This is a genomic window from Caproiciproducens galactitolivorans, assembly GCF_026672255.1.
Classification (GTDB): domain Bacteria; phylum Bacillota; class Clostridia; order Oscillospirales; family Acutalibacteraceae; genus Caproiciproducens; species Caproiciproducens galactitolivorans_A.
In genome coordinates, this window is the sequence record NZ_JAPOHA010000015.1 from 14,812 (window position 1) to 36,851 (window position 22,040).

26 protein-coding genes are annotated in these 22,040 nt (G+C 54.3%); 21 read left to right on the top strand and 5 right to left on the bottom strand.

All coding sequences use genetic code 11. The annotated features are described in order from the left end of the window. Positions 1-20 precede the first annotated feature (20 nt). From leuC to OUY18_RS12555, 5 genes are all read left to right on the top strand, one after another. Positions 21-1,298: a 3-isopropylmalate dehydratase large subunit gene (gene leuC / locus OUY18_RS12535; RefSeq protein ID WP_268059111.1), complete on the top strand. Its 1,278-nt coding sequence runs from the start codon at positions 21-23 to the stop codon at positions 1,296-1,298. Then, positions 1,295-1,777, top strand: coding sequence for a 3-isopropylmalate dehydratase small subunit (gene leuD, locus OUY18_RS12540; protein WP_268059112.1), 483 nt, complete (start codon positions 1,295-1,297; stop codon positions 1,775-1,777). The genes leuC and leuD overlap by 4 nt, the downstream gene beginning before the upstream one ends. Before the next feature lie 1,008 nt (positions 1,778-2,785). Further along, positions 2,786-3,475, top strand: a complete 690-nt coding sequence (locus OUY18_RS12545; protein WP_268059113.1) for a response regulator transcription factor — start codon at positions 2,786-2,788, stop codon at positions 3,473-3,475. Positions 3,476-3,478: 3 nt separating this feature from the next. Beyond that, positions 3,479-4,969, top strand: a complete 1,491-nt coding sequence (locus OUY18_RS12550; protein WP_268059114.1) for a sensor histidine kinase — start codon at positions 3,479-3,481, stop codon at positions 4,967-4,969. A 23-nt stretch (positions 4,970-4,992) separates the two neighbouring features. Continuing rightward, complete coding sequence (locus tag OUY18_RS12555) at positions 4,993-6,726, top strand: S1C family serine protease (RefSeq protein ID WP_268059115.1); 1,734 nt, start codon at positions 4,993-4,995, stop codon at positions 6,724-6,726. Between the two features lie 31 nt (positions 6,727-6,757). On the opposite strand, the gene OUY18_RS12560 is transcribed toward OUY18_RS12555, so the two are convergent. From OUY18_RS12560 to OUY18_RS12575, 4 genes are all read right to left on the bottom strand, one after another. Next, positions 6,758-7,630 (bottom strand): DegV family protein, encoded by an 873-nt coding sequence (locus OUY18_RS12560; protein WP_268059116.1) that lies wholly within the window; start codon positions 7,628-7,630, stop codon positions 6,758-6,760. A 270-nt stretch (positions 7,631-7,900) separates the two neighbouring features. Beyond that, positions 7,901-8,524: an ABC-2 transporter permease gene (locus OUY18_RS12565; RefSeq protein WP_268059117.1), complete on the bottom strand. Its 624-nt coding sequence runs from the start codon at positions 8,522-8,524 to the stop codon at positions 7,901-7,903. Next, positions 8,521-9,381, bottom strand: a complete 861-nt coding sequence (locus tag OUY18_RS12570) for an ABC transporter ATP-binding protein (RefSeq protein WP_268059118.1) — start codon at positions 9,379-9,381, stop codon at positions 8,521-8,523. Before OUY18_RS12570 ends, OUY18_RS12565 begins: the two co-directional genes overlap by 4 nt. A 23-nt stretch (positions 9,382-9,404) precedes the next feature. Beyond that, positions 9,405-9,779: a GntR family transcriptional regulator gene (locus OUY18_RS12575; protein WP_268059119.1), complete on the bottom strand. Its 375-nt coding sequence runs from the start codon at positions 9,777-9,779 to the stop codon at positions 9,405-9,407. Positions 9,780-9,945: 166 nt separating this feature from the next. Between OUY18_RS12575 and OUY18_RS12580 the strand changes: the two genes are divergently transcribed. The 16 genes from OUY18_RS12580 to hflX all read left to right on the top strand — a co-directional run bounded on the left by OUY18_RS12580 (position 9,946) and on the right by hflX (position 21,705). Then, entirely contained in the window at positions 9,946-10,272 is a 327-nt protein-coding gene (locus OUY18_RS12580) for a hypothetical protein (protein ID WP_268059120.1), read from the top strand. Further along, positions 10,262-11,518, top strand: a complete 1,257-nt coding sequence (locus OUY18_RS12585; RefSeq protein ID WP_268059121.1) for a PBSX family phage terminase large subunit — start codon at positions 10,262-10,264, stop codon at positions 11,516-11,518. The genes OUY18_RS12580 and OUY18_RS12585 overlap by 11 nt, the downstream gene beginning before the upstream one ends. Continuing rightward, the gene (locus tag OUY18_RS12590) at positions 11,515-12,654 is read left to right on the top strand and encodes a serine/threonine protein phosphatase (RefSeq protein ID WP_268059122.1); all 1,140 of its coding nucleotides are present in this window, start codon (positions 11,515-11,517) and stop codon (positions 12,652-12,654) included. Before OUY18_RS12585 ends, OUY18_RS12590 begins: the two co-directional genes overlap by 4 nt. A gap of 1 nt (position 12,655) precedes the next feature. Next, positions 12,656-13,618 carry a hypothetical protein gene (locus tag OUY18_RS12595; protein ID WP_268059123.1) on the top strand — a complete coding sequence of 321 codons (963 nt, stop codon included), beginning with the start codon at positions 12,656-12,658 and terminating at the stop codon, positions 13,616-13,618. Positions 13,619-13,638: 20 nt separating this feature from the next. Next, positions 13,639-13,980 carry a hypothetical protein gene (locus OUY18_RS12600; protein WP_268059124.1) on the top strand — a complete coding sequence of 114 codons (342 nt, stop codon included), beginning with the start codon at positions 13,639-13,641 and terminating at the stop codon, positions 13,978-13,980. A 19-nt stretch (positions 13,981-13,999) separates the two neighbouring features. Continuing rightward, positions 14,000-15,013, top strand: a complete 1,014-nt coding sequence (locus OUY18_RS12605) for a phage major capsid protein (RefSeq protein ID WP_268059125.1) — start codon at positions 14,000-14,002, stop codon at positions 15,011-15,013. A 12-nt stretch (positions 15,014-15,025) separates the two neighbouring features. After that, positions 15,026-15,382 (top strand): hypothetical protein, encoded by a 357-nt coding sequence (locus tag OUY18_RS12610; RefSeq protein WP_268059126.1) that lies wholly within the window; start codon positions 15,026-15,028, stop codon positions 15,380-15,382. After that, positions 15,379-16,053: a hypothetical protein gene (locus OUY18_RS12615; RefSeq protein WP_268059127.1), complete on the top strand. Its 675-nt coding sequence runs from the start codon at positions 15,379-15,381 to the stop codon at positions 16,051-16,053. Before OUY18_RS12610 ends, OUY18_RS12615 begins: the two co-directional genes overlap by 4 nt. Positions 16,054-16,131: 78 nt before the next feature. Next, positions 16,132-16,659 (top strand): LysM peptidoglycan-binding domain-containing protein, encoded by a 528-nt coding sequence (locus OUY18_RS12620; protein WP_268059128.1) that lies wholly within the window; start codon positions 16,132-16,134, stop codon positions 16,657-16,659. After that, the gene (locus tag OUY18_RS12625; protein ID WP_268059129.1) at positions 16,656-17,558 is read left to right on the top strand and encodes a hypothetical protein; all 903 of its coding nucleotides are present in this window, start codon (positions 16,656-16,658) and stop codon (positions 17,556-17,558) included. Before OUY18_RS12620 ends, OUY18_RS12625 begins: the two co-directional genes overlap by 4 nt. A 4-nt stretch (positions 17,559-17,562) precedes the next feature. Continuing rightward, positions 17,563-17,901: a hypothetical protein gene (locus tag OUY18_RS12630; protein ID WP_268059130.1), complete on the top strand. Its 339-nt coding sequence runs from the start codon at positions 17,563-17,565 to the stop codon at positions 17,899-17,901. 1 nt (position 17,902) lies between these two features. Next, positions 17,903-18,241: a histidine kinase gene (locus OUY18_RS12635; protein WP_268059131.1), complete on the top strand. Its 339-nt coding sequence runs from the start codon at positions 17,903-17,905 to the stop codon at positions 18,239-18,241. Then, on the top strand, positions 18,241-19,314 hold the full coding sequence (locus tag OUY18_RS12640; RefSeq protein ID WP_268059132.1) for a baseplate J/gp47 family protein: 1,074 nt from the start codon (positions 18,241-18,243) through the stop codon (positions 19,312-19,314). The genes OUY18_RS12635 and OUY18_RS12640 overlap by 1 nt, the downstream gene beginning before the upstream one ends. Then, on the top strand, positions 19,314-19,895 hold the full coding sequence (locus OUY18_RS12645; RefSeq protein WP_268059133.1) for a hypothetical protein: 582 nt from the start codon (positions 19,314-19,316) through the stop codon (positions 19,893-19,895). The genes OUY18_RS12640 and OUY18_RS12645 overlap by 1 nt, the downstream gene beginning before the upstream one ends. 12 nt (positions 19,896-19,907) lie before the next feature. Next, complete coding sequence (locus OUY18_RS12650) at positions 19,908-20,378, top strand: hypothetical protein (protein ID WP_268059134.1); 471 nt, start codon at positions 19,908-19,910, stop codon at positions 20,376-20,378. An 82-nt stretch (positions 20,379-20,460) separates the two neighbouring features. Then, positions 20,461-21,705: a GTPase HflX gene (gene hflX / locus OUY18_RS12655; RefSeq protein WP_268059135.1), complete on the top strand. Its 1,245-nt coding sequence runs from the start codon at positions 20,461-20,463 to the stop codon at positions 21,703-21,705. Between the two features lie 60 nt (positions 21,706-21,765). Here hflX and OUY18_RS12660 read toward each other — a convergent pair whose 3' ends face one another. Continuing rightward, the gene (locus OUY18_RS12660) at positions 21,766-22,023 is read right to left on the bottom strand and encodes a hypothetical protein (protein WP_268059136.1); all 258 of its coding nucleotides are present in this window, start codon (positions 22,021-22,023) and stop codon (positions 21,766-21,768) included. Positions 22,024-22,040: the final 17 nt, after the last annotated feature.

The following is a 22,040-nucleotide window of genomic DNA, read 5'->3' on the forward strand; positions in this document are numbered from 1 at the left end:
AATGCAAGGGAGGAACCAATATGGGAATGACGATGACGCAGAAAATCCTTGCCGCACACGCCGGACTGGAAAGCGTGAGCGCGGGACAACTGATTGAGGCGAAGCTCGACCTGGTTCTGGGGAACGATATTACCTCGCCGGTGGCGATTAACGAATTTGAAAAATGCGGTGCTTCCTCCGTTTTTCATAAGGATAAAATCGCGCTGGTGCTGGATCATTTTACGCCGAACAAGGATATTAAGGCCGCGGAGCAATGCCGCCAGGTGCGGAATTTTGCGAATCGATATCAAATAACGAATTTCTTCGACGTGGGGCAGATGGGCATTGAACATGCGCTCCTGCCGGAAAAAGGGCTGGTGGTTCCGGGCGACTGCGTGATCGGCGCGGATTCGCACACCTGCACCTACGGCGCGCTCGGCGCGTTTTCCACGGGCGTGGGTTCCACCGACATGGCCGCCGGGATGATTACCGGCAAAGCATGGTTCAAGGTGCCATCCGCGATTCAGATCGTGCTGAAGAACAAGCCCGCGAAATGGGTGAGCGGCAAAGACGTGATTCTGCACCTGATCGGGATGATCGGCGTGGACGGCGCGCTGTACCGTTCGCTGGAGTTCGCGGGAGACGGCGTGAAACACCTTTCGATGGACGACCGTCTCTGCATTGCAAATATGGCGATTGAGGCCGGGGCGAAAAACGGGATTTTCCCGGTGGACGAAGTGACAGTGGCTTACGGAAAAGACCGCTTCCAGCATGAGCCGGTTGTTTACGCGGCGGACGAGGACGCGGTTTACGACGAAACCATTGAAATTGATCTGGCAAAAATCCGCCCCACCGTTGCATTCCCGCATCTGCCGGAGAATACAAAGACCATTGACGAAGTCGGAAAAATCAAAATCGACCAGAGCGTGATCGGCTCCTGCACGAACGGGCGCATGGAAGACCTGCGCGCGGCGGCGTCGATTTTAAAGGGCAGGAAGGTTGCGAAGGATGTGCGGTGTATCATCCTGCCGGGCACGCAGGCGATTTATTTACAGGCTTTGCGCGAGGGATTGGCGGAAATCTTCGTGGAAGCCGGCGCGGTGTTCAGCACGCCGACCTGCGGCCCGTGCCTTGGCGGGCACATGGGCATCCTCGGGAAGGGCGAGCGCGCGATTTCCACAACGAACCGCAATTTTGTGGGCCGCATGGGGCATACGGAATCGGAAGTCTATCTGGCAAGCCCGGCCGTGGCGGCGGCAAGCGCCGTAACCGGCTATATTACCGACCCGGAACAGCTGACAGAGGGGGAGCGGAAATGAACGCACATGGATTTGTACACAAATACGGAGACAACGTCGATACGGACGTGATTATTCCGGCAAGATATCTGAACACGGCTTCCCACGCGGAGCTGGCGGCGCACTGCATGGAGGATATCGACGCGGATTTTGTAAAGAATGTGAAAAAGGGCGACATCATTGTTGCCGCGAAGAATTTCGGCTGCGGTTCTTCGCGCGAGCATGCCCCGATTGCGATTCAGGCCAGCGGCGTTTCCTGCGTGATTGCCGAAACGTTCGCCCGCATCTTTTACCGCAACGCGATCAACATCGGCCTGCCGATTCTGGAATGCGCCGAAGCCGCGCGGGATATCCAGAGCGGCGACGAGGTGGAAATTGATTTCGACACGGGCATGATTCAAAACCGCACGAGCGGGAAAAGCTATAAGGCACAGCCTTTCCCGCCGTTTATTCAGAATATTATCAAAAAAGGCGGCCTTTTGAACAGCATTATGAAATAACAGAGATATGGGAGGCGCTTCGGCGCCTCTTTTTTAGGCGCATAGCGCCCTTTAGCCGTTTCCCCCGCGCCGCGAAGCGGCGCTCCTCCAACGGAATGCTAACGTAGCCTTCCGTCAATGAAAACCATTTAGAATACGTGTACCCCAAAGATTTTTTAAGGATACCTCGGGGGTGCAGGCTGAGCCTGCACGCACGTTTATAATGATGTACTTTTTCTCTCTAAGCTGCCGCGGAGGAACGTCAATGAAAACCATTTAGAATACGTGTACCCCAAAGATTTTTTAAGGATACCTCGGGGGTGCAGGCTGCGCCTGCACGCACGTTTATAATGATGTACTTTTTCTCTCTAAGCTGCCGCGGAGGAACGTCAATGAAAACCACAAAGAAAGCGTGTCCCCCAAAGGCCTTTTGGGGATACCTCAGGAGTGCAGGGGGCTTTTGTGGAACCCGCTCGCCGGGATTCAAAAGCCCCCGGCTCGTCCTTTGCCTACTTTCGGACGTTTCCTAATTTAGGGGCCCGCCCGGCCTGAGGGCAAGCGAAATCATTTCTGTAATTCAGTAGGAAGGACAAAGGGAAGGGTTCGACTATCCAAAAATATAACGCCGTGTTCCGGCCTGAGGGCAAGCTAAATCATTTCTGTAATTCAGTAGGAAGGACAAAGGGAAAGGTTCGACTATCCAAAAATATAACGCCGTGTTCCGGCCTGAGGGCAAGCTAAATCATTCCTGTAATTCAATATAAAATACAAAGAAATAGGTTCGGACTGTCCGAAAAATTTCTGAGGTGCCCCAATGAATATTTATACATAGGAAAGGCTAAAAATGGAAGTACATTTTCGAAAACACCCTGCAAATCCTATAAAAGAATCCGACTCCGTTTTTCGTCATTCATACAATCTTTAAAAACTTTTATAAAAAATTCATGACTTTTTCAACGAATTACCTTATAATCAAAATAGGTTCATTTTAAGCAAAAATTTACAACGGGGGTATGAAGGAGGATAAAAATGCCGGTTGGAAAAATATTAGTGGTCGACGACGACCAGAACATATGCGAGCTTTTACGTCTGTATATTGAAAAAGAAGGCTATCAGGTCGTTATTGCCAACGACGGCCGAAAAGCGCTGGAGGCTTTTGAAACGGAAGCGCCGGACCTGATTATGCTTGACATCATGCTGCCCGAACTGGACGGCTGGCAGGTCTGCCGCGAAATCCGGAAGAAATCGCAGTGCCCGATCATTATGTTGACGGCAAAGGGCGAAGTCTTCGACAAAGTGCTTGGGCTGGAGCTGGGCGCGGACGACTATGTGGTGAAACCGTTTGAAGCGAAGGAAGTTGTCGCGCGAATCAAGGCGGTCCTCCGCAGGCTCGGCAAGAACGGCGACGAAACCGTTAAAGAAGTGAAATACGACAAGCTTTCCATTAATTTAACGAACTACGAGCTGCGCGTCAACGGGGTGCAGATCGATACCCCGCCCAAGGAAATGGAACTGATTTACCATTTGGCGAGCAATCCGAACCGCGTTTTTACACGCGACCAGCTGCTCGACGAGGTTTGGGGCTTTGATTATTACGGCGACAGCCGTACGGTCGACGTCCACGTAAAGCGCCTAAGGGAAAAGCTGGAAGGCGTTTCCGAAAAATGGGCTTTGAAAACGGTTTGGGGCGTTGGCTACAAGTTTGAAGTTAAGGAATAAAAAATGCAAAAAACGCTTTTTAAAAAATATCTGCGAATTACCTCCCTGATTGTGGTAATCAGCTTTCTGTTTTTAAGCTTTGTCATGCTGATCTTCGTTTCCAATTACTACCGGTCGGAAAAATGCGCGCTGCTCCGCAAAAACGCGGAAAGCGTAGCGACGATCGCCGCCAACAGCGTTACTTCCGTGCAGGATAATTTCTATTCGATTGACGGCAAGCGCATGAAGGTCTTTATCGCGGCTTTTTCCGAAAATATTGACGCGGACATTTTTGTTACGCGGCTGTCCGGGCAGGTCGAGATTGCTTCCTATGACAGCGGGAGCGCCGTAAACGAGACCAAGCAGGTCAGCCAGGATATTATTCAGAAAGTGGTATCCGGCGGATACAGCGCGCAGGGCACGATGGGCGGAATTTACAGCCAGCCCTACTATGTTGTCGGCGTGCCGATTACCGTTATGAATATCGACGGCAGCAAAACCGTGATCGGCGCGGTGTTTACCGCTTATAACGTGCGCTCCTTCAACGTTTTTCTCGGTGAAATTATGCGCGTGTTCCTGCTGGCCGCAATTGCCGCGTTTGTCATCTCGTTCTGCGCGGTATGGCTCTTTTCCTACAATCTGGTACGCCCGCTGCGGAATATGGCGGCGGCGGCCCATTCCTTCGGAAACGGGGATTTCTCCGTGCGCGTGCCGGTTACGAGCGAGGACGAAATCGGGCAGCTGGCGATGGCGTTCAACAACATGGCAAGTTCGCTGTCTTCCGGCGAAAACGCAAGCCGCAATTTTGTGGCGAATGTTTCGCATGAGCTGAAAACACCGATGACGACCATTGCGGGATTTATCGACGGCATTCTGGACGGAACCATTCCTCCGGAAAAGCAGAAGCATTACCTGACGGTTGTTTCGCAGGAAGTGAAGCGTCTTTCCCGGCTGGTTCGCACGATGCTGGCTCTTTCCCGGATTGACAGCGGGGAACTGAAGATTCGCCCGGCGCGATTCGATTTGACAAATACCGTTTTGATTGCTCTTTTATCGTTTGAAAAAGCGATTGAGGATAAAAAGCTGGAAATCCGGGGACTTGAGGACGCCGAAAGCCTGTTTGTTGACGGCGACCCGGATATGATCCATCAGGTTGTATATAATTTAATAGAGAATGCGGTAAAGTTTACGAATGAAGGCGGCTATATTCAAATCAGCATTCAGGATCTTCCCGATAAGACCAATGTGAGCATTAAAAACAGCGGCGCGGGCATCGCCCCCGAGGAACTGTCGCTGATCTTTGACCGCTTCTACAAGACCGACAAATCCCGAAGTCAGGACAAAAACGGAATGGGTCTCGGCCTTTATATTGTAAGAACCATCATTAAGCTGCACGGCGGAGAAATCACGGTAAGCAGCGTGCAAAACGAATACTGCCAGTTCGAATTCTGGATTCCGAAAATAAATGAGCCGCCGCAGCTGAAAGACGGTTCCGCTGAGCAGACTAAGGAGTAAATCATTTTGGAAAGGATAGACTTATGAGCGATCATTTCGATAAGAACGACAACGGCGAAAAAGAATACGGCGAAAAGAACCCATGGGAGACGGATTCCCCCGAATCAAAGGAAGAAACGCAGCCGGTTGAGCCGCAGGAATCGGACGATGCCGCTCCCCGGGAAGACAATGAGGCGGCGGAGGAACCGGAAACGCCGGAAGAGCCGGTAAACCCGGACGGCGGGGAAGAATCCGCTTCCCAAAAACCGGAGTGGCCGGATAACAGCCGGTCGCCCTATCAGAATCCGCAGAATCCCTATTCGCCGTATGGGCAGTATAACAATCCGTACGGACAATATACGAACCCCGGCAACGGGGGTTACGGCAATTACGGTTACGGGCAGAACCAGTATAACCCGCAAAATCAGTACAACCCGCAGAACCGGTACTGGACGTATCCGCAGTACAACGGGCAGTATTCGCAGCAGAATCCGCAGCAGCCAAACCAGCCGAATCAGCCGGAGCAGCCCCATGGTCCCCGCGGGCCGAAGCGGAAGAATACCGGAATGCGTGTGTTCCTTGGATTCCTTGCACTCCTTGTCGGCGGATTCGTTTTGGGCTTCTGCATTTACGGCGTGCACACGGCGATTGACCAGCAGGGAAGCTGGCAGGGAGGCACCGTTTCCCAGCCGGCGGAAAACAACAACGGGGGCGCGTCTTCCGGTTCCGGTCAGGCCCAGAATCCCGGCAGCAACGTCGGCGGCGGAGCCGCCAATGCCGCGGGCATTACCATTCAGTCAAAGCCGAGCGGCAGTCCGCTGGACGCAAAGACGGTGTATAAAAACACGGTGCAGAGCGTGGTCGGGGTGGAAACCACGGTTCCCGGAACCACGGAAAGCCAGGGCGGCGTAATACAGGGTACCGGCATTGTTGCGACGAAGGACGGTTATATCCTGACAAACGCGCATGTGGTAAACTATTCCCGTTCCTATAAAGTAAAAGTTGTGCTTTACAATAAAAAGGAGTACGACGCGACGGTGGTTGGCTACGATAAGACTTCCGATATCGCCGTGCTTCGCATCAACGTGAACAACCTGAGCGCGGCGGTGTTCGGCAACGCGGATCAGCTTGAAATCGGCGATCCGGTGATCGCGATCGGCAACCCGGGCGGCATTGAATTTGCAAGCTCCCTGACGGGCGGCTATGTTTCCGCGCTGAACCGCGCCATTGAAAGCCACAGCGACAACGGCATGACGTATATCCAGACCGACGCGGCGATTAACCCCGGCAATTCGGGCGGCCCGCTTGTGAATATGTACGGGCAGGTCGTCGGCATCAACTCGAATAAAATTGTTGCGACCGGCTACGAGGGCATGGGCTTTGCCATTCCGGTGAGCAAGGCGAAAAATATTATCGACGACCTGGTCGCGCGCGGATATGTCAGCGGGCGGAGCCGCCTTGGCATTACGGCAACCACCGTTACGGCGATTCAGTCGGAGCTTTCCGGTTACCCGACCGGCGTTATGATCCATGCGATCAGCTCGGAAAGTGATTTGACAAAATCGGGTGTTGTTCAGGGAGACGTCATTACGAAAGTCGACGGGCAGGCGATTTCCAGCGTGGACGATCTGTACGCTGTGCTGAACAAGCACAAGGCGGGCGATACGGTTACGCTGACCATATTCCGCATGGGAAGCGGGCAGAGCACGAACGGAAGCACCAGAGAAGTGAAGACAAAGCTTCTGGAAGATAAAGGGGAAACCCAGCAGACAAAATAAAAAAAGGACGCCGCGCAGGCGTCCTTTTTTGTTATCGTTTTGAACCGAGGAAAAACAGGGCGATGGTTCCCGGCCCGGAATGGGTTCCGATGACGGGGCCGATGTAGTTGATGACGAAGTTTTTTACGCCGAAACGGGCTTTGATTTCTTCGGCAACAAATTCGGCGTCTTCCTTTGCGTCGCCGTGGCTGATAAACACGGTCTGCGACGCCGGATTGAGGGCGGTTTTCTCCATATGGTCCACTAGCGCCAGAAGCGAGGCGCGGCGGCCCCGCGCTTTGCCCATATTGGTCAGGTGGCCCTCGTCGTCCACATGAAGGACCGGTTTGATATTCAGCATGGTGCCGATTAAAGCGGTTGCGCCCGAAATCCGGCCACCGCGCTTCAAGTGATTTAAATCCTCGACGGTAAACCAGTGGCAGACGCGGAGCTTGATCTCCTCCAGCCAGATGCGCAGTTCGTCGATGCTTTTGCCTTTCCGCTTTTCCTCAACGGCAAGGGAAAGAATCAGGCCCTCACCCAGCGAAGCGCAGAGCGTGTCCACCGCATAAACTTTTCTTTCCGGATACTTCGGGGTCAGCTCCTCGCACGCCAGCTTCGCGGCGTTGTAGGTGTTGCTCAGCCCGCTGGAAAAAGCAATGCAGAGCACGTCCCGGCCGGACTGAAGAATAGGCTCCATAGCGCCTTTAAAAGCTTCTATATTTACAGCGGAGGTAGTGCAGGCCGCCCCTTTGCGGATATTATGATAGAATTCCTGAAAGGACAATTCCCTTCCATCCAGGTAATTATGGTATTCCCTGCCCATCATGTTAAAGGAAAGGGGAAGTACAGTCAGCTCCATTTTCTCGGCCAGTTCGGCCGGAAGGTCGCAGGAGGAATCCGTAACAATGGCATATTCACTCATAAACTTCACCTTTCAAAATGTAAAAAAATTACAATTGCATTATACCATGAAATCATTCATCCGTAAATCATTTACGGAAAAAAGAATACCGTGTAAGCTCCGCTTTATGTAGCAACAAGAAAAGACCTCTCCCGCTCCCTCCCATGTATTCACGGAAGGAAGCATTACAGGAGAGTTCAAAAAGGGGAGGAGTAAAGATGAAAACAAATTAAAAAAGGAACGGAAAAGCCGTTCCTTTTTATTATGCCTTCTTTTTTTATTGCTTATACATCAAATTTCTTTATTTTGAAAAATCCAACAGGATAAAAAGTAAGAACCAATATAGAGAAGCAGTGCGGCAGGTAGGAAAATAATGGTCAGCAACTCCGCCGTGGCATTGCTGATGGAACTGAGCGCGGAGAAGTTTATCCCGAGATTCTTCAGAAGTGCCGCCCCGGCTGTGGGCGCAAGGAAAAGTACGATTAACCAGATGCGGGCTTTCTGCGTGCCGAACTTATAAAGCAAGGGCATCATCAAAGCCATGATAAAGAGGGAACCGGCGAAAAAGCAGTAGATAATGAGCGATAATTCGGAATCCAGCTTGCGGGCGGCCAGCGCCAGAAGGATGGAAATGAGAAAACCGGCGGTATCAAACAAAATGCCGAGAAGGTAGCGGCTCAGCACGATCTGCTTTTTCGTTACGGGCAGGGAAAGCGCGTAGGTATCCCATTTTGACAGCTCATCATAGGCAAAGGCGTTCACAATGAGCATGGCTGAAAAGATAATGATAAATGCGGACAGAAAGGCGACGCCGCCGGATGAGGAGAAGATAACGGCGTACAGCGCCAGAATAATTGCAAACTTGACGCCGACCTTTTTCAAAGTAAGGATATCTTTTGTAAGCAGTGCGATCATGCTTTTTCCCCCTTTACATACAGCAGCATAATTTCATCGATGGTTGCCGTGTCCACGACCAGACCGGGATGCTTCCGTTTGAACTCCTCGCGGTTTTCGACCAGCGCCTCATAGCCGCATTCATTTTTGCGCCAGCGGATCAGTTTGGATTTTTCGAGCTTCTGGAAATCCGCCGTGTCGCATTTCACAATTCCGCAAAGGTAAATCAAATCGTCTTTTGAACGGTCGAACACGATTTTTCCTTCGTGGATAAACGTGACATAGTCCGCGACTTTTTCGAGGTCGCCGGTAAGATGGGAGGAAAACAGAATCGCGTGGGACTCATCCTGAATAAAATCAAGGAAGAGATCGAGGATTTCACTGCGGACAATCGGGTCCAGTCCGCTGGTGGCTTCGTCCAGAATCAGCAGGCGCGGATGGTGCGCGATCGCGCTGACGATGCTCAGCTTCATTTTCATCCCTTTGGAATACTCTTTGATGATTTTATTCTTTGGAAGCTTGAAACGGCGCAGGCAGTCCTCGAACAGGGCGTCGTCCCAGCTTTTGTAAATCCGTTTCAGGATCGCCGCGATATCGCCCGCCTTGAACTCGCCATGAAAATAGCTTTCGTCGAAGACAACGCCGATCTGTTCTTTAATTTTGCGCTCATCCTTGATATTATCCATTCCGAAAATCGTAACGGAACCGGAATCCCGCCGGATTTCATTCAGAATTAGCTTAAGGGTGGTCGTTTTGCCCGCGCCGTTTTCGCCGATAAATCCGACGATACTGCCGCTCGGGACGGTAAAGCTGACGTCGCTGAGCTGAAACGACGGGTAGCTTTTGCTGAGATTCTTTACTTCTAAAATATTTTCCATATAAATTCCTCCGGCACACAATTTTATTCGCCGCTGTAAAGCAGAGAGAGCATTTCGATCAGTTTCCCGAGCGTAATTCCGCCCGATTTTGCCGCGTCTACCGCGCTTTGCAGAAGGTTCTCCGCCTTTTTCAGCTGTTCCTCGCGGATAAATTCCATGTTTTTTCGCGCCACAAAGCTTCCTTTGCCCGCGACGGTCTCGATAAAGCCGTCCCGTTCCAGATCTTCATAGGCGCGCTTTGTGGTGATTACACTGATATGCAGCTCCTTTGCCAGAAGCCGCATGGAGGGCAGCGCGTCCCCTTCGTTCAGATAACCCGCGATAATACGGTTTTTAATCTGCTGCGTTATCTGTTCGTAAATCGGTTTTCCGCTGGAATTGCTGATGATGATATCCACTTTGTCACCTCGCATCCGTCAGCACATACTGTATATATCGTATATATACGATATCACCGTTATATCAGGATGTCAATGGTTTTTTTATCCTATTTTTTTTCAATGTTTTCCCTCAAACGGGCAATTCAGCCTGCGAAATGCGGGTGTGTTGAGAGGAGGCGAAGGATTGGAAAGCAATTCGGAAATAGGGGAGAGAACCCGGAGGCGCGTGAAAAAAGGCTACGAAAGGCTGGCTTACGGCGGGATAGCCGACGCGGTGCGCCTGCTTTTTACCGAGGAACCGGATTTGGCGGCGCTTGACAAAATGGACTTATACAACATTGCGGAAATTAAACGCCCGAGGGGCGGCGGAATGGAAATTAAGTTCTTCGACCGGATTAAGGCGCTGGAAAGTCTGGAGGAGCTGAGCGAAACGGGCGGCGATGCGATTCCGCTTTACCGCGCTTTGCAGGAGTGCGCGCGCTCGCTTGGAGAAAAAGGGAATGGAAATTAAGAGCTTCTCAGAAAAGCAGTTGCAGGCGCTCTCGTGGTGGTGCCCCGGCAGTCACTTTGCGGACCGGGACGCGGTAATCTGCGACGGCGCGGTGCGCAGCGGCAAAACGCTCTGCCTTGGCATCTCGTTTGCGGCGTGGGCGCTGTGGCGCTTTCAGGACCGGTCGTTTGCCATCTGCGGAAAGACCATCCGCTCGCTGAAGCGGAACCTGATCACCACTTTGCTGCCCGCTTTGCAGGAAGCCGGGTTCCATTGCCGGATGCTGGCGGCGGAAAACCGCATCGATATTTCTTTCGGCAGGAACCAAAACCGGTTTTATCTGTTCGGCGGAAAGGACGAAGGCTCCCCGGCGCTGATTCAGGGAATGACCCTTTCGGGGGTGCTGTTCGACGAGGTGGCGCTGATGCCGCGTTCGTTTGTGGAGCAGGCGCTGGCGCGCTGTTCGGTGGAGGGTTCGAAATTCTGGTTCAACTGCAACCCGGAAAATCCCCAGCACTGGTTTTACCGCGAATGGATTTTGAAAGCGGAGCAGAAAAACGCGCTGTACCTGCATTTTACCATGGAGGACAACCCGTCGCTCAGCCCGGAGATACGGGCGCGCTACCGGGGGCTGTACGCTGGAACCTTTTACGAACGGTTTGTACTGGGCCGGTGGGTGGCGGCGCAGGGATTAGTGTATCCGTTTATGGCGGATTCGATGTTCTGCGACGCGCCGCATGACTGCGAACGCTTCCGGGTTTCCTGCGACTACGGAACGGTGAACCCGTCCTCGTTCGGGCTTTGGGGGGAGAAGGGCGGCGTATGGTACCGCGTGGACGAATATTATTTTAATTCGCGCAGTACCGGCGCCCAGCGGACGGACGAGGAGCATTACGCCGGGCTGGAACAGCTTTGCGGCGGGCGGAAAATTGAAAGCGTAACGGTCGACCCCTCCGCGGCAAGCTTTATGGAGGTAATCCGGCGGCACGGAAAATACCGTGTGGTTCCCGCGCACAACGACGTGCTGGACGGGATCCGGCGCGTAAGCGTGGCGCTCAAGCAGGGCGACATCAAAATCTGCCGCAGCTGTACGGACGCGATACGGGAATTCGGGCTGTACCGCTGGAACGACGACCAAAACCGGGACGCCCCGGTAAAAGAAAACGATCACGCGATGGACGACATCCGGTATTTTGTAACGACGCTCCTTTTACGGGAGGACGCTTTCTTTGCCGTTGCCGCGCCGCGCGGGAAAGGAGAACCATGATACGAAAGAAACAGAAGCCCCAGCCGGTGGCGCAGGCAGTGCAGACGGCGGCAAGCGCCCTGCCTTTTCCCGGGCTGAACAGCTATGTGCCGCTTCAGTCGGGGGAAAACCGGCTTTATGCCGCGCTGCGCGAGGCCGTTCCGATTATTGACGCGGCGATCGATAAAATCATCCGGCTGATCGGAGCTTTTGAAATTCAGTGCGAAAATCCGGATGCACAGGATTTCTTAAACCGGTTTTTAAAGAATGTTCCGGTGAATGCAACACAGGCGGGCGTGCAGAGCTTTTTAAACAGCTATCTGTCGCAGTTATTGACCTACGGCAACGCGGTGGGCGAAATGGTTGTCGGAAACGGGGAAATCACCGCGCTTTACAATGCCGGTCTGGACGATGTGGAGCTAAAAGCCGTGTCGCCTTTGAAGCTGGAGGTTTGCCGCCGGGAAATGGGCAAAAGCGAACCGGTGAGCTATCCGGAGCTGGTGTTCTGCTCCGCGCTGTATCCGGAGCCGGGCAGTGCAAAGGGGGTTTCGCTTTTGCACGGACTGCCGTTTGTAAGCGGAATCCTGCTTCAGATTTACCATACCATCGGTGTGAACTGGGAACGGCTCGGCAACGTGCGTTTCGCCGTTACGTACAAGCCGACCGGCGACGCCGCGGACCGCGCTTTCGCCAAAGAGCGCGCGCAGCAGATTGCCGGGGAGTGGAGCCGGGCGATGCAGAAGGACAGCGTAAGCGATTTTGTCGCCGTCGGCGACGTGAGCATTAAGGCGATCGGCGCGGACAACCGGATTCTGGACAGCGAAATCCCCGTGCGCGAAATGCTGGAGCAGATTGTGGCGAAGCTTGGCATTCCGCCGTTTTTGCTGGGATTCTCGTGGTCTTCCACCGAGCGTATGTCCAGCCAGCAGGCGGATATCCTGACGAGCGAATTACAGGCGTACCGGCGGGAGCTGAATCCGGTAATCTATCGAATCTGCGTGCTGTGGCTGCGCCTGAACGGGTATGACCCGGCGTTTGAAATCAAATGGGACAACATCACTTTGCAGGATCAGGTGGAAACGGCAAACGCAAGGTATATGAACGCGAAGGCGGCGCAGATTGAAGCCGCCCTGAAAACCGAAGGGAAGGAAGAGTGACTTGAAAGAGGGATTTGTACTGAAAAGCAGGAAAGCGGATGCGGACGCGCTTTCGAAAATCAACCGGTATACACGCCGGGAATTCGGCGCGGACGAGGTTTACACCTTTTCGGTCGTGCTGTGTGACAATGAAATCGACCGCGACTGCGAGCGGTTTTCCATTGATGCGCTGAAAGAGCTCGCGCCGCTGTTTTTAGGAAAGACGGGCATTTTCAACCACAGCATGCAGACGCAGAACCAAACGGCGCGCATTTACGACTGCGCCGTGGAACAGGACGACACACGCAGGACGAAAGTGGGCGAGCCTTACTGTCGTTTAGTGGCGCAGGCATATTTGCCGCGTTGCGAAAAGAACGCCGATTTGATTCTGGAACTGGAAAGCGGCATTAAAAAAGAAGTCAGCGTGGGCTGTGCCGTAGGAAAGGTAACGTGCAGCATCTGCGGCGCGGATTTGAAGAAAAACGGCTGTACCCATAAAAAGGGAAAAAGCTACGGCGGGCAGGTCTGCTGCGCGGTATTAAGTGAGCCAACGGATGCTTACGAGTGGTCTTTTGTAGCGGTACCGGCACAGCGGGAAGCGGGCGTTATCAAAAGCTTTTCTGCGGACATAGCGGATGCCGAAACTATTCTGAAAGCGATTGCTTCGGCGGACGGCGAAATTACGCTGACCGGCGGGCAGAGCCGGGCGCTCTTGAAACAGATGGAAAGCCTGAAAAGCGAGGCGGAGTGCGGAAGGCAGTACCGCCGGGAACTGGAAAAAAGCTTCGTGAAATTCGCGGGCCTTTCCCAGCCGGATCTGCCGGCGGAAACGCTCCGCCGCGTCGCCGCGGGAATGAGCGCAGAAGATCTGAAATGCTTTGAAAGCGCGTACCGGAAAAAGGCGGAGGAACTTCTGCCCCTGACACCTCAGCTTGCCGGTGCGAAAAGGAAAGAATCCGGCGGCAACGCCGAATTTAAAATATAAAGAATACAGGAGGAGCACATATGAAAATTTCACTTAACGGCTTCGGTGAAGCAATGGCAACCTTTGAAGCGGATTCCGGCGTAACGGCCGGAATGCCCGTAAAAATGACAGGAAACGGCGCGGTCGGCGCCTGCGCGGCAAAAGACGGATTCTGCGGCGTGGCGGTTTCCGTTCGCGACGGCTTCGCGGCGGTTCAGCTTCGCGGATATGCGGTATTGCCTTATGCCGGAACAACTCCGGCAGTGGGATACCAGACCCTGAACGCCGCGGGCGGCGGCAAAGTGCAGGTTGACGGCGCGGGAAGAAGCGTTCTCGTAACCGACGTGGACACCGCGGCGCAGATCTGCGGCATCATTCTTTAAATAACGGGAGGAATTGAATATGGCATTTTATGAATCCATCAAACTGGAAAAAGGGATGTACGGCACCCCGGGCAAAAGTTTTACGGACGTTCTGGAAAGCCTTGACCCGTCTGAAAATTACGCGGGGAGCAATCTTGACGGCCTGGACGCTTACCAAAGGCAGTTAAAGCGTTTTGCTATCCGCGTGGGCGGCACGGAAAGCGACCGGATTGAAAAATTCTTTCAGACGGCGGACTCCGCCGCCCTGTTCCCGGAATATGTGAACCGCGCGGTTCGTCAGGGGATGGAAATGGCGAATCTTCTTCCGAACCTTGTCGCAACCACAACGAATATCAATTCCATGGATTACCGCACGATTACATCGAATCCCGGAGCGGACGACAAGACCTTAAAACCCGTCGCCGAGGGCACGGTGATTCCGCAGACCGTTGTAAAAACGCAGGATCATCTGGTGAAGCTCCACAAGCGCGGAAGGATGCTGGTGGCAAGCTATGAGGCGCTCCGCTTCCAGAAGCTCGATCTGTTTACGGTCACCCTGCGCCAGATCGGCGCGTATATCGCAAGGGCGCAGCTTGGCGACGCGGTAGACGTTCTTCTGCACGGCGACGACGGAAAATCCCCCGCCGGTACGCTCGTAACGGCTTCGGACAGGCCCGCTTACACCGACATGGTGAACCTTTGGGGCGCGCTTGCCCCGTATCAGCTGAACACCGTGCTCGCTTCCACCGCTACAACGAAGGATATCCTCTCGATTGCGGAATTCAAAGACGCGAACGCGGGCCTGAATTTTCAGGGAACCGGAAAGCTGGCGACGCCGTTCGGCGCGAACCTTCTGCATATGCCGAATCTGGCCGATAAGCAGATTATCGGGCTGGACAAGACCTGCGCGCTGGAAATGGTGCAGGCGGGCGGCGTACAGACGGATTACGACAAGCTGATCGACCGCCAACTGGAGCGTGCATGCATCAGTACGATTGCCGGTTTCACCAAAATCTTTGACGGCGCGGTGAAAGTACTGAATTACAAGGCGTAAAGGGTGGCCGAATTGGATATTGAAAATGTGATGGAACGCTTCGCCCTGATGGCGGATTTAAGTGATAAAGCGGCTGCAAAGTACAAGCCGTTCTGCGAAGACGCAATGGCCGAAATCAAACGGCGCGCCAAGGATGACAGTGCCGCGGCACAGGGGATTCTCTGTGCCGCGGCGGCCTCCCTCGCGCTGTACCGCTGGGCGCTTGCGAACGCCTGCGCCGGGGAGGAAAGCTTTTCAGCGGGCGACGTAAGGGTTACAAAAAGCGGCATGAACGTGGAAACGGCCCGGCAGGCATGGCGGGAATCCGTAGCGGCGGCCGCGCCGTACCTGAAAGACGAGGGGTTCCTGTTTGAGAGGATCAAAAAATGACAAGGCGTGAAATTCTGGAGGGGATGCTTCAAAAATACGGGGAAACGGTCAGCGTTAAAGGGAATTCCATGAATGCGATTCTCCGGCCTTTACAGTATAAGAGCGGCGCTTCGCTGAACCTTCCTACGGATTATTACGATACACTGCATTATCTTTATACCGGCCCGGCAGCGCAGAAGCTCTGCACCGGGGAGAAAATACAGGGCGCCGCGCGCAATTATGTGGTGAAACGCGCCGACGTAGCCATGATGGGCGGGGAAGAGCTTTACGTCTGGGCGGTATTGAAAATGCTCGCGCCGGACGCGGACAGGGAAGTATATCTGGAAGCGGACAGCAGAAAAGCGGCGGTCGCCGACCGCTACACCGTCAAATGCGCCCAGCAGAGCCGGGCCGTTTCCGCCTGGGGAGAGCAGGAACCGGTCGATACCGTGCAGGGACGAATCACCTACGAGCTGGCGGTGGAAAATGTACAGCCCGCCGCCGGGATTGACTTGTGCGCCCTGACAAATTTCAATTTAGTTGCTGTGGGAAGCGGCGTGCGAACCGTTTACTCCGGATGCCGGTGGAAGGATATCGCCGCGTCGGGCGGGGCGGGAAATACGCTTTGCAGCTCGATGACGCTGGTCGCGGCGGCGCGCACACAGGGGAAGGAGGCGCAGGAAAACGGATAAAAATATGGAGGAGATTTCAGAGAGCATGGAACGCGATTACAGGCGGTATCCGCATCCTCTGCGGGAGGGGGAAGAGGGATGAAAAATCAGCCCATGAGCTTCAAAAATTATATCTGGCCGTTTAACCCCAAGAAGATTCAGGTGGAGTACAGCCGGAATATCCGGAATCTGAAGCTGCCGCTTTTCGGCAGTATTTTGCAGGATTTGGGATGCGACAAGCGCGTCGTTACCGGTACGGGGGAATTTATCGGCGGCGGGTGCGCGGCGGAATTCAACCGGCTGGCCGCCGTTTTCACCGAGGGCGGCAGCGGCACGCTTCGCCTGCCGGGGGTGGTTCCATTTCAGGCGGCGTTTGCCTCGCTGAAAATGATCGGCGAAGCCCAGCCGGACTGCGTTGCCTACAGCTTTGTGTTTGTGGAGGACGGCGCCGCCGCCGAAAACCCGGTGGGGACGGTTCCGGCGGGCATTTATGTCTGCGCGGGCGGGGAAAGCCTTTGGAGCGTGGCAAACCGCTATCATACCGATGTGGATACGCTGAAAAAGCTGAATCCCATGATCCAGTGGCCGAACGGGCTTACTGCGGGGCAGAGGGTGGTGCTTCCGTGAATTACATCGGGGTTACGCCAAACGGGGCGTTTCCGCTTCCCCCGCCGGTTTCGGCAAAGCTGGAAATTTCGGAGGACGCGCCGGCGGACGGGTTTACGGGCGTATTTCCGCTTTTGGAGAGTACCGGATGTATCCGCGCCCTTCGAATTTATGACCGGAACCGCCAACTGTGCTTCGACGGGATTACGGATGAACAGAAGGAAAGCTGCGGCGCGGGCCGGACGCTCACACTGGCGGCGCGCAGCCGCGCCGCGCTCCTTCTTGACAACGAGGCGATTCCGCAGACGTACTGTATGCCGTCGCTGGAGACGATTTTTACAAGGCATGTGAAGCCCTACGGTTTTTCGGGCTTCCGGGGCGAGAACAGAATCTTTTCCGGGGAGCTGACGGTTTCCAAGGGAATGAGCGAATGGCAGGTCGCCGAAAGCTTCTGTACCCGGTTTTTAAAGAAAAAACCGCGAATTCTTGATACTGTTTTCGACGCTTCGGGGGAAATCCCGCCCGGGGAAATCGTATTTGACAATTCCTGCGGAACGCCCTATTCTTCCGTCTTTTCGGAAAATCGCTACTGCGACCGCTTTTCGGAAATCCTTACGAAACCGGGGAAAAGCGGCACGTACAGCACAGCGGCAAAAGACGACGAGGCAGTCTCGATCGGCATCCGCCGGAGAAGATGCCTGACGGAAGGCAGTACCGACGCCGATGAAAAAATCCGCTCGGCAAAACATAAGTCGTTCCGGGTGGTGGTCGACTGCCCCGGAGAAATCCGCGCGCGCCTGTTACAGCGCGCAAAGGTCCGGGACGCGGCGCTCGGCGCGATGGAGGGCTTTTATATTGCGGGAATGGAGTACCGGCTGGATTCGAACGGCGAAAACAGCCGGTATCTCTTGAGGAGGTGAGACGATGTGGCTTTCACAGCAAATGATATCCGTTCAAAAGCAGCAGCCCGCGGCGCAGGTTGCTGAAGTGACGGGCGGCTCGGTGATGCAGGGAATAAACGAATACCGCGGGCTGCCGCTGCTTTCGCCCTGGGGGATTGCGTATCTTCCGCCGAATTCGGCGCGCACGGTTGTGATCGGCACGGATGCGGGCAGCGCGTGCATCGGCGCGGTCTGCGGCGACCGCGGCCTTGCGCCGGGGGAACTGATGCTGTTTTCCTCGGGCGGGGCATGTGTTTACCTGAAAAACAGCGGTGAGGTTGTCATTAACGGTCAGGTTTTTGCCGCGAAGAAGGAGGGGTAGCTTGGATACGGCATTAAAAAACGGGGATTTTCTTCCCGGTTCGAACGGGAGGCCCAAACAGATCGGTGGGGAACAGGAACTTTTGCAGCGGGCCGCCATCCGGCTGAAAATTCCGCTCGGAAGTTTTGTGTATGATCCGCAGCTCGGCAGCCGCCTGCATGAACTGAAGCCCGGGGACAGCGGACTGAGCGCTAAAGCGCTTACCATGGCGCAGGAGGCGCTCCGGTCTCTGCCACAGGTAACGGTGGAAAGCGCCGCGTGTTCCGAAACCCAGCCGATAACGGTTGTATTCCGGCTCTGCTGCGGAGACGAAAAAACCGAAATCGAGGTGAACCTGTAATGTACAGCTATCAACAAATCCTTACCGGGATGAAGGATAAATTTACATCCCTCTCCGGGTATTCGCCCGACGACGCGTCCGATATCGGAATCCGCATGAAGGTGCTTGCCGGGGAGGTGTATTCCCTGTGCAGCGCGGTGGAATGGCTGAAAATGCAGACGTTCGCGCAGAGTGCGCAGGGCGAGCAATTGGATTTGCGCGCGCAGGAACGCGGGCTCGGGCGCAAGCAGCCGGTGGCCGCGTCGGGCAGCCTTACTTTTCAGCGCAGCACGGCGCTCTGGTACAATGCGGTTATCCCCGCCGGAACGGTATGTTCCACCGCGGGGGAAAATCCGGTGCGTTATGTGACGACGCAGGAAGGAATTCTGCAAAGCGGTAAACTGAGCGTTACCGTACCGGCGAAAGCCAAACAGGGCGGCCGGAGCGGAAATACGGAAACCGGCACCGTTACGCTGATGGTTACCCCGCCCCCGGCGCTGGAAACCGTAACGAATCCGCTTCCTTTCCGCGGCGGAGCGGACAGCGAAAGCGACAGTGAGCTGCGCAGCCGCCTGATGCAAAGCTACACAAGCATTTCCAACGGAACCAACGCGGCGTTTTACCGGGAATGCGCCATGAAATACGACGGCGTTTATTCGGTGGGCGTTGTGCCGCGCGAAAAAGGCCCGGGAACCGTCGGCGTGTACCTCGGCGGCAGGGGAGGGGCGCCCTCGCCGGACGTTGTCAGTCAGGTGCAGAAAGAAATGAACGAGCTGCGGGAGGTTAACGTCAACGTGACGGTGTCCGCCGCGCAAACGGAGGAAGTAAATGTCAGCGTAGGCGTTACCCCCGTGAATACTGTGCCGTTTGAAGAGGCAAAAACCGCCTGCGAACAAGCGGTCCGAACGTATTTTGAAGAGCTGTCGGTCGGCGAACCGGTAATTTTAACAGCACTGGGCGTTCAGATCTTTTCAACCGGTAAAATTAAAAATTATATTTTTGACACCTCCGTTATTACGGATAAAAAGACGGAGCCCGGCCGGCTTGCCGTCTGCGGTACGGTGCAGGTTGGTTTTTACACGGGGGTGGGCTGATGCGTGCGCTCGAATCTATGGTTTCCGGCATGAAGGCAACCGGGATCTATACCTTAAACGGAACAACGCAGGTCGACTGGGAACTGCGGGCGTACGCGGCCGGGCTGAACATAGCCTTTGACGCTCTGGCGGAGCTGGAAAGGGAAAGTTATGTGGCAACCGCTTCGGAGTACGGCCTTTTCAACCGGGAAAGCACGCTGCAGATCGGCACGGCGGGGGACACGCAGGAGCGGCGCAGCCGGATTTTGAAGCGCTGCGCGATTACGCCGAATTCCTTTACCCGGGCGGATATGGAATATGCGCTGGCCGCACCGGGAGCGGATGTAGAAGTCTGCGAATGTATGGCGGAAAAAAAGATTTACGTGAACTGCAAGGATGCCGACGTCCAAAGTGAACAGGGGCTTTCCATTCAAAGGGCTGCCAAATTATTCCTTCCGGCGCATTTGAACGCCGAACTGGATTTTCGAAGGATTTCATGGAACAATATCGACGGAGAAAATCAATCGTTTGATACGCTGGACGGGATAAGCCTTACATGGGATGCAGTTGATGATTACGGCGGCAGGCGGATACAATGGTAGAAGGAGGAAATTATGCCGACAAACAACAAAACAAGTCTGGGACTGAACAGCTGGGTTGGAACGGACAAACCGATGCGCAGGGACTTTGTGGATGACAATACGCTTTTAGACGCTCTTTTAACGTCGCATTTCAACAATACGGACGTGCATCTGACGGCCGCCGACCGGACGCAGCTGAAAGAAGGCTTTGTAATCGGAACGTACAGCGGAAACGGGGCTGCCAAACAGGAGATTTCCCTTCCCTTCGATGCAAGGCTGGTCATTGTGTTTCTGTCGCTCTCCGTATGCAACTTATACGTTCCAAGCGGCGGGTACAATAAAAACAGTCTGGCTTTTGCCACAAAACAGGGAAACACGATGGGAATCAATCTGGGAACCGCCAAACTGACCGTATTCCAGACCCAGAACACGCCGTCCAACGGCGGGACGCTTAATAATTTTAATTGCGACGGCGGTCAATACAATTACATCGCATTCCGATAAATTTGCAATCTTCCGGCAAATAAGATAAAATAAACTTAATTTCCCGGGAAATATGTCGTAAAAGGGGACGAGCGGGTTGGAAATGCATGAAATAGAAGACGGAACAGAGCGTGCTCTGCTGGTTGAAGTGGACACCGGCGATTATGACGCGGATGCTTCTCTGGCGGAGCTGTATGAACTTGCGCGAAGCGCGGGGGCGGAGCCTTTCGGCGCGATTACGCAAAAGCGGCCCGCGCAGGATAAAGCGACCTGTGTCGGCTCGGGCATGATGCAGGAAATCGCGGATTTTTGCGAAAAGCATGAAATTGACCTGCTTATCTTTGACTGCGAGTTATCCCCGACCCAGATTCGCAATATTGAAACGATCAGCAAGGTGCGCGTTGTGGACCGGACGATGCTGATTCTGGATATTTTTGCATCGCGTGCAAGGAGCAAAGAGGGCAAGCTTCAGGTGGAGCTTGCCCAACTCAAATATATGATGCCGAGGCTTTCTGGAAAAGGCACCGCGCTTTCCCGCCTTGGCGGCGGAATCGGAACGCGCGGCCCGGGTGAAAGCAAGCTGGAAACCGACCGCCGTCATATCCGCAGACGGATTGACACGCTGAACGAACAGCTTGCGGATGTGGAAAAGCACCGCGGGCTGATGAACCGCCGCCGGAAAAAAGACGGCGTCATTACGGTTGCCTTGGTGGGGTATACCAATGCGGGAAAATCCACCTTGATGAACTGTCTGACGCAGGCGGGCGTTCTGGCGGAGAATATGCTGTTTGCTACGCTTGACCCGACGGCGAGGGCGCTGAAACTGCCCTGCGGCACGACGGTCATGCTGATTGACACCGTCGGCCTGATCCGCAGGCTGCCGCATCACCTGGTGCAGGCGTTTCGCTCCACGCTGGAGCAGGCCGCCGACGCGGATATTATCCTGAACGTCTGCGACGCGTCCAGCCCCGAGGCGCAGGTGCATTTAAAGGTAACGACGGAGCTTTTAGCGGAGCTTGGCTGCGAAGGCCGTCCGATCATACCCGTATTTAATAAGTGTGATCTTCTGACGGGGGCGAGTATCATTCCCTTTATGGGCAACTCCGTTCGCATCAGCGCGGCAGACGGTACGGGGATTAACAAGCTGCTGGCCGCGATTGAAGAGAATCTTCCGGTAAAAACAAAGAGGGTAAAGCTTTTGTTGCCCTTTATGCAAAGCGGGCTGGCGGCGCAGATTCGCCGCGACGGCACGGTGGAAAACGAGGAATACACCGAAACCGGCTTGCTTCTTACGGCGCAGGTGCCCCGCACGATGGACGATTTGCTTAAAGAATACGAAATTGAATGAGAAAGAAGGCCGCTTCAAACGAAGCGGCCTTCTTTGCGTAAAGCTGGATACCGGGCTTCCTTATTGAATATCGGCCTGTTCCAGAATCCTTTTCGCCTGCCGGAAATCCGGCTTTGCAACGTAAACGGAGTATAAATTTTCAAAATCCGGGTTTTCTCTGGTCATGGCCATGCGGCCCTGCATCCCGCGCATTCCGGAAAACTGATTCTCCACATGGTAGTCGTAAAGGATTTTATTCACTTCGAGAAGGGTGCAGACATCGTTGAAGGTACTGCCGGAATACCCCACATAAATTTCCGACCGGCTCCACGGTAACATTTTTGTTTTCTCCTTTT

Coding starts and splice junctions, on each gene's coding strand:
- leuC (WP_268059111.1), top strand. CDS start 21: ATGGGAATGACGATGACGCAGAAAATCCTTGCCGCACACGCCGGACTG.
- leuD (WP_268059112.1), top strand. CDS start 1,295: ATGAACGCACATGGATTTGTACACAAATACGGAGACAACGTCGATACG.
- OUY18_RS12545 (WP_268059113.1), top strand. CDS start 2,786: ATGCCGGTTGGAAAAATATTAGTGGTCGACGACGACCAGAACATATGC.
- OUY18_RS12550 (WP_268059114.1), top strand. CDS start 3,479: ATGCAAAAAACGCTTTTTAAAAAATATCTGCGAATTACCTCCCTGATT.
- OUY18_RS12555 (WP_268059115.1), top strand. CDS start 4,993: ATGAGCGATCATTTCGATAAGAACGACAACGGCGAAAAAGAATACGGC.
- OUY18_RS12560 (WP_268059116.1), bottom strand. CDS start 7,630: ATGAGTGAATATGCCATTGTTACGGATTCCTCCTGCGACCTTCCGGCC.
- OUY18_RS12565 (WP_268059117.1), bottom strand. CDS start 8,524: ATGATCGCACTGCTTACAAAAGATATCCTTACTTTGAAAAAGGTCGGC.
- OUY18_RS12570 (WP_268059118.1), bottom strand. CDS start 9,381: ATGGAAAATATTTTAGAAGTAAAGAATCTCAGCAAAAGCTACCCGTCG.
- OUY18_RS12585 (WP_268059121.1), top strand. CDS start 10,262: ATGGAAATTAAGAGCTTCTCAGAAAAGCAGTTGCAGGCGCTCTCGTGG.
- OUY18_RS12590 (WP_268059122.1), top strand. CDS start 11,515: ATGATACGAAAGAAACAGAAGCCCCAGCCGGTGGCGCAGGCAGTGCAG.
- OUY18_RS12600 (WP_268059124.1), top strand. CDS start 13,639: ATGAAAATTTCACTTAACGGCTTCGGTGAAGCAATGGCAACCTTTGAA.
- OUY18_RS12605 (WP_268059125.1), top strand. CDS start 14,000: ATGGCATTTTATGAATCCATCAAACTGGAAAAAGGGATGTACGGCACC.
- OUY18_RS12615 (WP_268059127.1), top strand. CDS start 15,379: ATGACAAGGCGTGAAATTCTGGAGGGGATGCTTCAAAAATACGGGGAA.
- OUY18_RS12620 (WP_268059128.1), top strand. CDS start 16,132: ATGAAAAATCAGCCCATGAGCTTCAAAAATTATATCTGGCCGTTTAAC.
- OUY18_RS12630 (WP_268059130.1), top strand. CDS start 17,563: ATGTGGCTTTCACAGCAAATGATATCCGTTCAAAAGCAGCAGCCCGCG.
- OUY18_RS12640 (WP_268059132.1), top strand. CDS start 18,241: ATGTACAGCTATCAACAAATCCTTACCGGGATGAAGGATAAATTTACA.
- OUY18_RS12645 (WP_268059133.1), top strand. CDS start 19,314: ATGCGTGCGCTCGAATCTATGGTTTCCGGCATGAAGGCAACCGGGATC.
- OUY18_RS12650 (WP_268059134.1), top strand. CDS start 19,908: ATGCCGACAAACAACAAAACAAGTCTGGGACTGAACAGCTGGGTTGGA.
- hflX (WP_268059135.1), top strand. CDS start 20,461: ATGCATGAAATAGAAGACGGAACAGAGCGTGCTCTGCTGGTTGAAGTG.
- OUY18_RS12660 (WP_268059136.1), bottom strand. CDS start 22,023: ATGTTACCGTGGAGCCGGTCGGAAATTTATGTGGGGTATTCCGGCAGT.